Genomic DNA, 12832 nt, shown 5'->3' with positions numbered 1-12832 from the left:
GGCGCATCGGCGCGCGACTGCGTTCAGCGCGGCCAACGCGGGTGCATGTCGTCAATCACGAAGGCGTGCGAATGTTCGTCCGCTCTGGCCTGTCCCGGCGCGATCGTCCCCAGGTGCGGGTGCCCGGGTTCGAGCTCATCGTGCCGGTGCGGCACTTCGAGCGGATCGTTCTTGGGCCACAGGCGCAGGCTCAGCAGCACGGCGCCTGCGGCCAAGGCTGCCAGCGTGGCAAATACCACGGCTTGCCCGAACTGCGCGCCCAGCCAGCCGGCCAGCGGGTAAGTCAGCAGCCAGCAGGCGTGCGAGAGGGCAAACTGGGCGGCAAATAGCGCCGGCCGATCGGCCTCGGCGCTGGAGCGGCGCAGCAGCCGCGCGGCCGGTGTCTGTGCCAGCGAGTAGCCCATGCCGAGCACAAACCACAGCCCCAGCAGCAGCGCGAAACTGCTTGCCAGCAGGCCGCCGGCGAGCAGGCCGAGCACGGTCAGACTGGCGCCGGCGAGCATGGCGCGGCGCTCGGGTACGCGCTCAAGCAGGCTGGGCAGTGCCAAGGCCACCAGCATCGAGCCGGCGCCAAAGCTGGCCAGCGCAAAGGCGGTGGCCGACTGCGTCAGCCCGAGCCCGGACTGCACCAGCACCACGGTGTTGACGATCACCATTGCGCCGCCGGCGGCAATGGCCAGATTGAGCGCCAGCAGGCCTTGCAGCCGTGGCGTGGCCAGATAAATGCGCAGCCCGCGGGTGGTGCGATCCAGGATGCCGCGCTTGGTCGGAGCGCTCGCAGGCGGCAACAGCACCGAAACCAGCAGCGCCGCCGAGGCCAAAAAGCCCAGCGCCGTGCCACCGAACAGGCTGTGAAAACTCACCAGCGTCAACAGCAGGGCCGCCAGCATGGGGCTGAGCAGGCTCTCCAGATCGTAGGCCAGGCGCGACAGCGACAGCGCTTTGGTGTAGTCGCGCTCGTCGGGCAACGCGTTCACGACGGTGGCCTGAAAGGCGGGCGTGAACGCCGCCGAGGCCGCCTGCAGCAAAAAGATCAGCACGTAGACCTGCCAGATCTGCGTCACGAACGGCAGCGCCAGCGCCAGCGCCGCGCGCACCAGGTCGAGCAGCACCAGCACCTTGCGGCGCGGCAGCCGCTCGATCAGGGCAGCGGCAATCGGCGCCACCCCGATGTAGGCCAGCATTTTGATGGCCAGCGCCGTGCCCAGCACGGCCCCGGCATCCGCGCCTGCCAGGTCAAAAGCGAGCAGGCTCAGGGCGACGGTGGCCAGCCCGGTGCCCAGCAAGGCAAGCGCCTGCGCCAGAAACAGGTGCCGGTAGACTTTGTGGGCGAGAATGTCGAGCACGTTCGGTGAGTCACAAGACGCGTGGCTGGCATCATGCCATGCTGTTGCCTGCCAAACACTCGTGCCGTCCCGTTTCACTCATGAATCCATCTGCCGACTCCTGTGCGCCGGTTTTTCACCGGGTGCTGCTGTTCACCGACAGCGACGGCCGCGCCCGCTTTCGGCACGACATGCTGCCCCTGAGCGAGGGCAGCGCCGCCGCGCGCCTGTCGCCGCTGCTGCCCGCCAGCGCTTGTCAATTGCGCCAGAGCCCGGTCGGCTTTTGCAGCACGTTTCATTGCACCGCAACGCCCCAGTGGCTGTTCGTGTTGCAAGGGCAGATGGAGATTGGTTTGCAGGATGGCAGCGTGCGGTTGTTCGGCCCGGGCGATCATTTCTATTCGGCCGACACCTTGCCAGCCGGCGCCGTGTTCGACCCGGCTGTGCACGGCCACCGCAGCCGCTCGGTGGGCGATCAGCCGCTGGTGACGCTGTTTGTGCGCGACTGAGTTGAGGCTGGCAATGGGCCAGTTGCGAACAAGTGGCAAGCGTTGTCTGAACCTGCGGCCAAGGCATTCAAGCTCAGCTCTGCGGCGTCGATAAGCAGGACAGTGACCAACCCAGGCTGATCGATTGCTCGCCATGACCCTCCAGGAGCTGCTGAATTTCCCGCGTGCGCTGCCGCCGATGCCGCGCAGCGTGTCGGATCTGTTGACTGAAATGGGTCGGCCAGACCCCAGTCCGAAGCGTGTCGCTGAGCTCATCGGCCGCGACCCGGCCCTCACCACGCGCGTGCTGCGCTTGTCGAATTCAGCTTGTTTTCGCCTCAGTCGACAAATCGGCAACGCCGATGAGGCACTGGCTTTGCTGGGCCTGACGCAAGTGCGTTCGCTGGTGATGGCCGCTGCACTCGGCGCCAGCTTCACGAATGTGCCGGGGGTGAATCTGCCGCAGTTCTGGCGTTACAGTCTGCGCGTGGCCGATATTTCGCGCTCGCTCGCCGGCGTGCTGCGGCAGAATCAGGGCAATGCCTTCACCGCCGGTTTGATTCACGCCATCGGCGACTTGGTGATGCACATGGCCATGCCCGACGCCGTGGCGTCGCTCGATCTGCGCCTGCCCTCGCTGGACTTGCAGCGCGCCAGCGCCGAGAAGACGGTTTTTGGCTATTCTTACGCTGACGTCGGCGCCAGACTGATAGAAAAATGGCAGTTTCCACCCGACTTGGTATCGGCGCTGGCAAATCAGGTTGCACCCTTCGAGGGTCAGGCCTGCGACACGCTGGGCGCCGTGCTGCACCTGGCCTCGTGGCGCGCGCGGGCTGAACAGCTCCAGCTCGACAGCAACGGTCTGGCGGCTACTTTCCCGGACTGGGTCGGACTGACACTGGGCTTGGACATCGACAGCGTGCTCAGCAAAGACCCGTCCGAGTGGTCGTCCGGGCAGGCGCTGGCTGCTTTCACCGAATGAAGGCAGAAAATTCCCTCAAGTCTGGCGCCTGCTCGACGATGAAGACTCAGGCACACGGCGAATTGTTCAACCCTTGGCGACTGGCAGGTTCATCATGCAACTCGAAAAGCTTCTGAAGCAACCCAACGCGCTCCCGTCCGCGCCCAAGGTGGTGCGCAAACTGATCGAGACTTTCGACAAGGAAGATGTCGACGTGATGCTGGTGGCGGCCTACATCGAGGACGACCCGGTGTTGACCGCGCGCTTGCTGAAAACCGCCAATTCGTCTTTTTTTGGCCTGTCGCGCACGGTCTGCACCGCGCGCGACGCGATGAGCGTGCTCGGCCTGATCAAGGTGCGGGCGCTGGTGATTGCCGCCTCGCTGGGTGAAGGCTTTCACCGCGTCGGTGGCGTCAATCTGAATCAGTTCTGGCGCTACAGCCTCAACACCGCCAACCTGGCGCGCTACATTGCGCTGCCGATCAAAATCGACGAAAACACCGCCTTCACGGCCGGTCTGATCCATTGCATTGGCGAGCTGGTCATGCACGTGGGCATGCCCGAGGCCATGATAGACCTCGATCGCAGTGTGCCCATGCTAGACCTCAAGCGCGCCAAGGCCGAAAAGGGCTTGTTTGGCTACAGCTACGCCGAGGTGGGGGCTGCGCTGGCGCGCGATTGGAATTTCCCCAAGCGCATGATCAACGCCATCGAACACCAGAATGCGCCGTTCGACAACGAAGTTTATGAGCCGATTGCCGGCGTCATTCACATCGCCGCCTGGCGCGCCCGTGCCGAAGAGCAGGCCATGCGCAGCGAACTGCTGATCAACACCTACCCCGACCCGATTGGTCTGGTGCTTGGCATCGATCCCGATACCGTGGTGGCGGAGGAAATTCCGTCGCTGCAGCGCCAGAGCGAAACCCAGGCGCACTGAGCGGCTGCTCTCACAGCAAGGCTTGCAGCAATTCGCGCTGGTTCTGCGCGCTGGCTGGGCGCGGCCTGCCTGCGCCAGCAGCGCGGGCGTGCCGAAGTCGATCAAAATGGGGGTCAGGTAGAAAATTTGCGCCATGCCGGACCCGCCGTGCGGTGAAGGAGTGCAACAAACAAACTGCATTCTGTGCTGCCCGCCGTCCAACACCGGGTCACGCATAGGGCAGCCAGGCCCACTCAACCATGTCGCGTCGCACCCATCCGCGTGCCCTGCTCACCCCCCAGATGCGCGCTTTGCTCCTTCGCATGGAGCGCGCCCGGCAGTTGCCCTTGCATGCGCTCACACCCGTGCAGGCGCGCCAGTTGCACGCCTGTGGCGCCGGGGTGCTCGACATCGAGCCGCACCCACTGGCGCGAGTGCAGGCGCTGCGCGTACCGACCCGTGACGGCGCCGAGCTGACGGCGTGTTTGTTTGCCCCAGCCGCTGCTGCCGCGCTGCCGGCGCTGCCGGTGCTGCTGTACCTGCACGGCGGTGGCTTTACCCTGGGCAGCGTGGCCACGCACGAACCCCTGTGCAGGCATCTGGCGTATCTGGCGCACTGTGCGGTGCTGTCGCTTGACTACAGGTTGGCGCCGGAGTGGAAGTTTCCGACCGCCGTCAATGACGTCTGGGACAGTCTGGCCTGGCTGCGCCAACAGGCGCCGGCCTTGCGAGTCGACGCCGATCGAATCGCCATCGGCGGCGACAGCGCCGGCGGTACGCTGGCGGCGGTCACCGCCATTGCCGCGCGCGACGCCGGCTGGCCGCTGGCGCTGCAACTGCTGTTTTATCCGGGCTGTGCCGGGCACCAAAACACGGACTCGCAGCGCACGTTCGCCCGCGATTTTTTACTCGAAGAGTCGCACATCAATTACTTTTTTGAGCACTATCTGCGCAGCCGCGCTGACCTTGACGACTGGCGCTTTGCCCCGCTGGACGGTGTCGATGAAAGCGCACAGGTGCGTGACCTGGAGGACGTGGCGCCGGCCTGGATCGGTCTGGCCGAATGCGATCCGCTGCACGACGAAGGGCTGCTCTACGCCGACCGGTTGCGCCAAGCAGGGGTGGCGGTCGCGCTGGAAATTTATCCGGGTGTGGTGCACGGTTTCATCAACTTCGGGCGCGTCATTGCCCAGGCGCTGCAAGCCCACGGCGACGCCGCGCGTGCGCTGCGGCGCGCCTTTGGAGAGCCCTGAAATGCAGATAAATCGATCTGATTTTCGCTTTGTCCACCGCCTGCGCGTGCGCTGGGCCGAGGTGGACATGCAGCAAATCGTGTTCAACGCGCATTACCTGATGTACTTTGACACGGCGATCAGCGATTACTGGCGCGCGCTGGCGCTGCCTTATCAGGCGGCCATGCAGCAGCTCGGCGGCGATCTGTACGTGGTGCGGGCGGCGCTTGACTTTCACGCTTCGGCGCGGCTGGACGACCAGCTCGAAGTGGCGCTGCAGTGCAGCCGCGTCGGTCGCTCGTCAATCGTGTTCCGGGGCGCCATTTTTTGTGCCGATGCGCACCTGATTTCAGCCGACATCGTCTACGTGTTCGCCGACCCGGCGACGCAAACCTCGCAGCCGGTGCCAGCGCCGTTGCGCGCTGCCATGCAGGCGTACGAGCGCGGCGAAGCGGTGTGGCAACTGCAGGTGGGCGACTGGGCCACGCTGGGGGCTGCCGCACAGGCGTTGCGGCGCGAAGTTTTTGTGCGCGAGCAAGGCGTTCCCGAGCACCTGGAGTGGGACGAAGCCGACGCCGGCGCCCTGCACGCCGTGGTCTGTAATCGACTGGGGCAGCCGGTGGCCACCGGACGGCTGCTGGCGTATCGGCCCGGCGTGGTCAAGGTCGGACGCATGGCGGTCAGCCGCGTGTTGCGTGGCAGTGGGCTGGGGCGGCAGGTGTTGCAGGCCTTGGAAGACGCCGCGCGCGCAGGCGGCGAGCGCGAGCTGCTGCTGCACGCCCAATGCAGCGCCCAGGCCTTCTATGCCCGCCTGGGCTTCGAGCCCGAGGGTGAACGCTTCGATGAAGCCGGTATGGCCCATGTGGCGATGCGCAAGCGGCTGTAAACGCTGGCCCTGCTGCTGGACCTGGACGCAGCTACCAGAGCAGGGTTTGCTGGCGTCGGCTGGCGCTGTGCGGCTGCGGCGCTGTCGCATCGGCGGCAACCAGGTGCTGCCATTCGTCCAGCCTGACTTGCCAGCGGCCTGCGCCGCCGGGGCGAACCCGCAGCAGCAGGCTGCTGCGCGTGCCGTAGCCCAGGCTGGGCAGGCGCACGAACGGGCTGGAGAGCGCGCGCTCCCATTCCAGCGGCACGCCGGTGGCCGGCAACTCGGCGTCGGCCGCCACGCGCGCGTCGAGCAGGGCCGCGCACAGCGGTCGCCGCCAGTGCGGCGCGGTCTGCGGCTGGCACAGCAGCGCCAGCGACGCGCCCAGCGCCTGCTTGATGCGCTGCGTCTTGGGCCAGGGGGTATCGAGTGCGGCGTTGGACAAGCCGTACAGACCTGCGCCCAAGATGTGGCTGTGCAGCAGGTCCGACGGCTCCTGCTGCGGCGCGTGCGGCTTGCGGTTGCTCAGCCAGGCCCAAAAGCCCTGGTGAAAATCACCCACCACCAGGTTGAAGCCGGCGTAGTCACGTGGCGCTATGCTGGCTTGAAGACCAGTCCAATCCAGCTCACCTTGCAGCCAGCGCGTCACCAGTTCGCCCCGGCTGCGCGCGCCCGGCCCCGGCTGCGCCGAACGCACATTGGTCAGCAGCGCCACCCGGCCGCCCGGGTTAATCCCCAGCCAGGTGCCGCCGCTGCGCAGGTCGCGCCCGGCCACCACCTCGGCGCCGCTGGGCAGGTGCCAGCGTTGCAGGGCGGCGCTGGGTCGGTCATAAAACTCGTCGCGGTTGGCCGCGATCAGCAGCGGGCAGGAGGCGTTGACGCCGATGGCCAGGGCAATCAGGCACATTGCTGTCAGCGTTCAAACATCGTCCAGCAGCGGGTAGGGCAGCGCCAGCAGTTGCAGCTCGGCGCCGTCGGCGCTGCCTGCGTGCAGGCGGCCAGCAGCGGCGGCGCTGATCTGCATCGAGACGATGGCGTTCCAGCCGCCCGTGGGGCAGGCGGCGGCAGCGGCCAGCGTGCCGCAGGGCTGCTCGGCGTCGCCCTCATGAAACACCGCCTGACCTACCACCAGTTCAGCGCTGCTGTGTGCCAAAAAGGCGCGGCGCTTGAGCGTGCCGCGAAACTGGCTGCGTGCCACCACTTCCTGGCCAGGGTAGCAACCCTTTTTGAAACTGACGCCGCCGACCGATTCGTAATTCAGCATCTGCGGCACAAAAGCGTCTTGCACCGGCGCGCTCAGCAGCGCCACGCCGCTCATTACCTCAAGCCAGGGCCACAGAGCGGGTTCCAGCAGCGGTCCGGCCGGCTGCGCTGCGCTGGCGCCTGTCAGCGGGGCCAGCCAGAGCGCGCGCCCCAGGCCCAGCGCCGGTGGCAGCCGCAGCCAGTGGCTGCCGTCGTCTGGGCTGAGCTTGCTCCAGGGTTGCTCGGGCAGCGGCGCAGTGCTATGGCCGACCACGCCCCAGAGCGCGAACGCGGCGCTGGCGTCGCTGAGCTTGACCTGGGCGCGCAGCACGAACATCGACAAGCGTTTGAGTGTGGCGGCCAGCAGGTCGCGGCTGCAAATCAGCAAAATGTCGTCCTGGCTGAGCTTGCAGCCGATGAAACTGGCCAGCATGCGGCCTTTAGGCGAGCACAGCGCGGCCAGCCGCGCCTGCGACAGATCAAGCAGTGCAAAGTCTTGCGTCAACTGGCCGTGCAAAAACGTGGCCGCATCGCTGCCCTGGGCGCGCAGCACGCCCCACTGGGGCAAGGGCGTGACGCCGCTCAGGCGGGCGGGATCTAGGTCTGGTGAGACGGGCAGATGCATGGGGTGGTCCGGGCTGGGCAAAGGCTGGCAAAGGCTGTCGATTATCATCAAGCGCTCGTGTTGGCGCTTCCGTGCGGGTCGTTTGCCCCCGCTTTTTCCACCCCTTTTCTGCTCACGCCCTGCCATGCTGCGCCTGTTCAAACTGCTGTTGCTGCTTGCCGTGGCGGCGTCTTTGCTGCTTGCCGCCGCGGGCGCGTGGTGGTTGCAACATCCGTTGTCGCTGCCCGCCGAGGTGAATGCCCAGGCGCCGCTGCAGGTGCGCATTGCGCCCGGCGCATCGGCGCGCGCGGTGGCCCAGACGCTGGTGCGCGCCGGTGTGCAGACCTCGCCCAGCCTGCTGCACGCCTGGTTTCGGCTCTCGGGTCAGGCGCGCGCCATTCAAGCGGGCAGTTACGAGTTCGCGCCCGGCACCACGCCGCGCAGCCTGCTGTCCAAGCTGGTGCGCGGCGAGCAGGCGCTGCGCAGCATCACCTTGATCGAAGGCTGGAACATTCGCCAGGTGCTGCAGGCGCTGCGCAATTCGCCCGATCTCCAGCAAGACCTGGAAGGTCTGGGCCATGCCGAGCTGATGGCGCGCATCGGCTTGCCCGGGCGCCACCCCGAGGGGCGGTTTTTCCCCGACACCTATCGCGTGGCGCCGCACACGCCGGCCTCCGAGGTGCTGCGCCTGGCAGCGCAGGCGATGGACCAGCGCCTGGCCCTGGCCTGGGCGCAGCGCGCCAGCGACACCCCGCTGCGCAGCGCCGAAGAGGCCTTGATTCTGGCCAGCATCATCGAGAAAGAAACCGGGCTGGATAGCGACCGGGCCCAGATCAGCGGCGTGTTCAGCAACCGGCTGCGCATCGGCATGCGCTTGCAGGCCGACCCGACCGTGATCTACGGTCTGGGCGAGCGCTTTGACGGCAACCTGCGCCGCATCGATCTGGAAACCGACACGCCCTACAACACCTACACCCGCGCCGGCCTGCCACCGACCCCGATTGCCATGCCGGGCTGGGCTTCGCTGCTGGCGGCGGTGCAGCCCGCCAGCACGCCGGCGATGTACTTCGTTGCGCGCGGCGACGGCTCCAGCGAGTTCAGCGCCACACTGGCGCAGCACAACGCGGCGGTGCGGCGCTACATTCTGGGGCGCTGAAGTGATTCTGGCGCCCGCGCACACCTGCGATCGAACCGCCGCCAAGTCCGCCACGGGGCTTTTCATCAGCTTTGAGGGCATAGACGGTGCGGGAAAATCAACCCACATCGGTCGCCTGGCTGATGTTTTCAGACGGCAGGGCCGCCGCGTCACGCTCACGCGCGAGCCGGGCGGCACGCCGCTGGCAGAGCAGTTGCGCACCCTGGTGTTGGGTCAGCCCATGGACCCGCTGTGCGAGGCCTTGCTGATGTTTGCCGCCCGGCGCGACCACCTGCGCTTGGTGATAGAGCCGGCGCTGGCGCGCGGCGACGTCGTGCTGTGCGACCGCTTCACCGACGCCACCTTTGCCTACCAGGGCCACGGCCGCGGCTTTGACCTCGACGTGTTGCGCCAGTTGGAGCGCTGGGTGCAGTCCACACCCCAAGCCGGCGCCGGCTTGCGCCAGCCCGACGGCACGGTCTGGTTCGACCTGCCGCCGGCAGTGGCTGCGCAGCGGCTGGCGTCCAGCCGAGCGCCGGACCGCTTCGAGTCTGAATCGATCGCTTTTTTTGCCCGCGTAGCCGCCGGCTACGCGCAGCGCCAGCGCGATGACCCGCGGCGCTTCTTGCGCATCGCGGCCGACCAACCGCCCGAAGCGGTCTGGCTCAGTGTGCGTGCGGCCTTCGAGCGGCGTGGTTGGCTGGCGCTCAGTCCTCCAGCAGCCGCACCTTGACGCTCTTGCCCTTGATGCGCCCGGCGTTGAGCCGACTGGCGGCTTGCTGTGCAATGTCGCGCTGCACCGCCACGTAGGTTGACCAGTCGTTGACGTTGATCTTGCCGACTTGCTCGCGCGTGTAGCCCAGGTCGGCGGTGAGTGCGCCCAGCACGTCGGCGGGGCGGATTTTTTCTTTCCGTCCGCCCTGGATGTGCAGCGTCACCATCGGCGCCAGCAGGGCGCCCTGACCGCTGGGCACCAGTTCGGCCAGCGGGTACCAGTCGGACTCGCGGCCCTGCAAGAGTTCGATCTTGCCCACCCGGCCCATTTCGTCCAGACTGGCCAGGTTCAGCACCAGCCCGCTGGCGCCAGCGCGGCCCGTGCGGCCGATGCGGTGCACGTGCACCTCGGCGTCGGGCGTCACGTCGACGTTGATCACCGCCGCCAGCTCGGCAATGTCTAAGCCGCGCGCGGCCACGTCGGTCGCCACCAGCACCGCGCAACTGCGGTTGGCAAAGCGCACCAGCACCTGGTCGCGCTCGCGCTGCTCGAGCTCGCCAGACAGCGCCAACGCGCTGACGCCCTGCGCTTGCAGCACTGCCAGCAGGTCGCGGCACTGCGCCTTGGTGTTGCAAAACACCAGCGCGCTCGCGGGCCGAAAGTGCGCCAGCGCCAGGCCCACCGCGTGCAGGCGCTCGCTTTCCTTGACCTGGTACCAGCGCTGCGCGATCAGGCCGCCGCTGTGCTGCGCTGGCAGCGTCAGCAGCAGCGGTGCGCGCATGAATTGTGCTGCCAGCGCCTCGATCCCCGGCGGGTAAGTGGCCGAGAACAGCAGCGTCTGGCGCTGCTTGGGACACTGCCCGAGCAGCTTGGCGATGTCGTCGAAAAAGCCCATGTCGAGCATGCGGTCGGCTTCGTCGAGCACCAGCGTCTCGAGCGCGTCCAGTCGCAGACTGGCGCGCTGCAAGAGGTCCAGCACGCGCCCGGGCGTGCCGACCACGATGTGCGCGCCGTGCTCCAGCGTGGCCAGTTGGCCGCGCAGCGGCACGCCGCCGCACAGCGTGACCAGTTTGACGTTGTCTTCGGCGCGCGCCAAGCGGCGGATTTCGTGGCTGACCTGGTCGGCCAGTTCGCGCGTCGGGCACAGCACCAGCGCCTGCACCGCGAAGCGGCGCACATTCAGCTTGGCCAGCAGCGCCAGCGCAAAAGCGGCGGTTTTGCCGCTGCCGGTCTTGGCCTGGGCAATCAGGTCTTGGCCCCGCAGCGCCGCTGGCAGGCTGGCGGCCTGAATCGGCGTCATGTGCCGGTAGCCCAGTTGCTCCAGGTTGGCCAGCGTGGCGGGCGACAGGGGCAGGGTGCAAAAGGCGGCGTTGGCCGCTGCGGGGTCGGGTGTGGCAGTCATTCCCGATTATCGATGCCACAGCGGCCAGGCGCTGCCGGCTCAAGCGCTCAGCAGGTCGTCCAGCTCCGGCTGGTTAAAGCCGGCGGCACGCCTGGCCGTCTGGTTGAACGGCGGCTTGAGCTTGGGGGCTTGGAAGCGCTGCGCCAGCACGCGGTAGTGCGCCAGCGGCTCCTGCCCCTGCTGCGCGCACAGCCAGCCGTACCAGTGGTTGCCAATGGCCACATGGCCGATTTCGTCGCGCAAAATCAGCTCCAGTATGTCTGCCGTGCGCTGCGCTTGCGCGTGCTTGACCCGGCGCAGCCGCGCCTGAATCAGCGGCGTGGCGTCCAGGCCGCGCGCCTCCAGCGTGCGCGGCACCAGTGCCATGCGGGCGGTGCAGTCGTGCTGCGTTTTTACGCACATCTCCCACAGGCCGTCGTGGGCGGGAAAATCACCATAGTCAAAACCCAGTTGCTGCAACTCGCTGCGCAGCAGCGCGAAATGCTTGGCTTCCTCTGCGGCCACGCGCAGCCAGTCGCGGTAAAAGCCCAGCGGCAGGGCGGGAAAGCGCCAGACCGCGTCCAAGGCCAGGTTGATTGCGTTGAATTCGATGTGCACCATCGCGTGCAGCAGCGCGGCCAGCCCCTCGGGCGTGAACGCCGAGCGCTGCGGCACTTGCAGCGCGGGCACCAAGAGTGGGCGGGCCGGCCGCCCGGGCAGCATCGCCTGCGGAACCGGCGGCACCAGCGTGGCCGCAGCCAGTTGTTCTGCGTCGCCATCGCCCGCCGGACGCAGCGCCGCCCACAGCGCCTGCGCAGCGACCTGCTTGCGGTTCGGGTCGCGTTCGCACAGGGCTTGCAGCGCCTGCTGGCGCAGCGACGGCGTAGCAGGCAAAGCGCTTGTGTCCATCTTTGCAATTCTAGCCCGGATATTTCACCGTACCCCCCGTAAAAGAGGACGACATTGCCCTTGTGTGCCCGAAAATCGAGGTATCGAATCTTGATCAAACGAGCGGGCAATGCCGAAGCCAAACTGTACCGAAAAAATTGACGTTGGAACGCTGGACTTTGGCCGATTGGGCAGGCGTGTGGTGGAGGGCAGATTCGACGGCACGCTGCATCGCCGATCCGCGCAGCCCGCTCTTGATCAAACACGGTGTGCGCGACATGTTGCGCCAGCGGGTATACGGACTGGCACTGGGCTGGGAAGACCTGAACGATCACGGCGCACTGCGCCAAGACGTGGCTTTGCAAACGGCCGTGGGCGTGGAGCGCGAAGTGGCCAGCGCACCCACCCTGTGCCGCCTGGAGAAGTGGGCCGACCGTGCCACGGCCTGGCGGCTGCACGAGGTACTGGTCGATCAGTTCATCGCCAGCTTCGACCGTGCCCCCGAGGAGTTGGTGCTGGACTTCGACGCCACCGACAACCCGCTGCACGGCCAGCAAGAGGGCCGCTTCTTTCACGGGTACTATCGAACAGCTACTGCTACCTGCCGCTGTACGTGTTCTGCGGCCAGCAACTGCTGTGCGCTTACCTGCGGCCCAGCAACATCGATGGCGCACGCCATACGGCGGCCATCCTCAAACTGCTGGTGCGCCGACTGCGCACGCAGTGGCCCGACGTGCGCATCGTGTTTCGTGGGGATTCGGGCTTTTGCCGCCAGCGCATCCTGAACTGGTGCGAGCGCGCAGGCGTGCATGACATCGTGGGTCTTGCGCGCAACGCGCGGCTGCAAGCGCAGGTCGAGTTCGCTGAGCTTTGGATGAAGGACGAGTACGAGCGCACGGGACTCAAACAGCGCATGGTGGACGAATTCAAGTACGCTGCACAAAGCTGGGCGCACGAGCGGCGCGTGAGCACGCGGCTTGAATGGGGTGATCAAGGGTGCAACCCGCGCTTCATCGTGACCCACCTGCCTGGTCAAGCCCAGGCGCTGTACGACGACGTGTACTGCCAGCGCGCGCTGGC

General features: G+C 67.0%; 12 protein-coding genes and 1 pseudogene. 8 read left to right on the top strand and 5 right to left on the bottom strand.

Annotation, left to right across the window (positions count from 1 at the left end; all coding sequences use genetic code 11):
* Positions 1-23: 23 nt before the first annotated feature.
* Positions 24-1346 (bottom strand): MFS transporter, encoded by a 1323-nt coding sequence (locus tag EST26_RS02925; RefSeq protein ID WP_291065308.1) that lies wholly within the window; start codon positions 1344-1346, stop codon positions 24-26.
* 80 nt (positions 1347-1426) lie between these two features.
* On the opposite strand from EST26_RS02925, the gene EST26_RS02920 reads away from it, so the two are divergent.
* From EST26_RS02920 to EST26_RS02900, 5 genes are all read left to right on the top strand, one after another.
* Positions 1427-1834, top strand: coding sequence for a hypothetical protein (locus tag EST26_RS02920; RefSeq protein WP_291065306.1), 408 nt, complete (start codon positions 1427-1429; stop codon positions 1832-1834).
* A 133-nt stretch (positions 1835-1967) separates the two neighbouring features.
* Positions 1968-2795: an HDOD domain-containing protein gene (locus EST26_RS02915; protein WP_291065304.1), complete on the top strand. Its 828-nt coding sequence runs from the start codon at positions 1968-1970 to the stop codon at positions 2793-2795.
* A 94-nt stretch (positions 2796-2889) separates the two neighbouring features.
* Positions 2890-3711, top strand: coding sequence for an HDOD domain-containing protein (locus EST26_RS02910; protein ID WP_291065302.1), 822 nt, complete (start codon positions 2890-2892; stop codon positions 3709-3711).
* 239 nt (positions 3712-3950) lie between these two features.
* Positions 3951-4943 (top strand): alpha/beta hydrolase, encoded by a 993-nt coding sequence (locus EST26_RS02905; protein ID WP_291065300.1) that lies wholly within the window; start codon positions 3951-3953, stop codon positions 4941-4943.
* 1 nt (position 4944) lies between these two features.
* Positions 4945-5808, top strand: coding sequence for a YbgC/FadM family acyl-CoA thioesterase (locus tag EST26_RS02900; protein WP_291065298.1), 864 nt, complete (start codon positions 4945-4947; stop codon positions 5806-5808).
* Between the two features lie 31 nt (positions 5809-5839).
* Here EST26_RS02900 and EST26_RS02895 read toward each other — a convergent pair whose 3' ends face one another.
* Together EST26_RS02895 and EST26_RS02890 are read right to left on the bottom strand one after the other, a co-directional pair.
* Positions 5840-6694, bottom strand: coding sequence for an NRDE family protein (locus EST26_RS02895; protein ID WP_291065296.1), 855 nt, complete (start codon positions 6692-6694; stop codon positions 5840-5842).
* 12 nt (positions 6695-6706) lie between these two features.
* Positions 6707-7654, bottom strand: a complete 948-nt coding sequence (locus EST26_RS02890) for a folate-binding protein (RefSeq protein ID WP_291065294.1) — start codon at positions 7652-7654, stop codon at positions 6707-6709.
* A 124-nt stretch (positions 7655-7778) separates the two neighbouring features.
* Between EST26_RS02890 and mltG the strand changes: the two genes are divergently transcribed.
* Together mltG and tmk are read left to right on the top strand one after the other, a co-directional pair.
* A complete protein-coding gene (gene mltG, locus EST26_RS02885) occupies positions 7779-8789 on the top strand; it encodes an endolytic transglycosylase MltG (RefSeq protein ID WP_291065292.1) in 1011 nt (336 codons plus the stop codon).
* 1 nt (position 8790) lies between these two features.
* Positions 8791-9501: a dTMP kinase gene (gene tmk, locus EST26_RS02880; RefSeq protein WP_291065290.1), complete on the top strand. Its 711-nt coding sequence runs from the start codon at positions 8791-8793 to the stop codon at positions 9499-9501.
* On the opposite strand, the gene dbpA is transcribed toward tmk, so the two are convergent.
* Together dbpA and EST26_RS02870 are read right to left on the bottom strand one after the other, a co-directional pair.
* Positions 9476-10885 carry an ATP-dependent RNA helicase DbpA gene (gene dbpA, locus EST26_RS02875; RefSeq protein ID WP_291065288.1) on the bottom strand — a complete coding sequence of 470 codons (1410 nt, stop codon included), beginning with the start codon at positions 10883-10885 and terminating at the stop codon, positions 9476-9478. The genes tmk and dbpA overlap by 26 nt on opposite strands.
* Positions 10886-10924: 39 nt before the next feature.
* Entirely contained in the window at positions 10925-11773 is an 849-nt protein-coding gene (locus tag EST26_RS02870) for a ferritin-like domain-containing protein (protein ID WP_291065287.1), read from the bottom strand.
* Positions 11774-11882: 109 nt separating this feature from the next.
* Here EST26_RS02870 and EST26_RS02865 point away from each other — a divergent pair.
* Positions 11883-12832, top strand: a pseudogene (locus EST26_RS02865) (IS1380 family transposase); the annotation flags it as partial.

The organism is Hydrogenophaga sp., assembly GCF_014773545.1.
Taxonomy (GTDB): domain Bacteria; phylum Pseudomonadota; class Gammaproteobacteria; order Burkholderiales; family Burkholderiaceae_C; genus Hydrogenophaga.
Note: the sequence above shows the minus strand (reverse complement) of the source record. Positions and strands in the feature narration are given on the sequence as shown.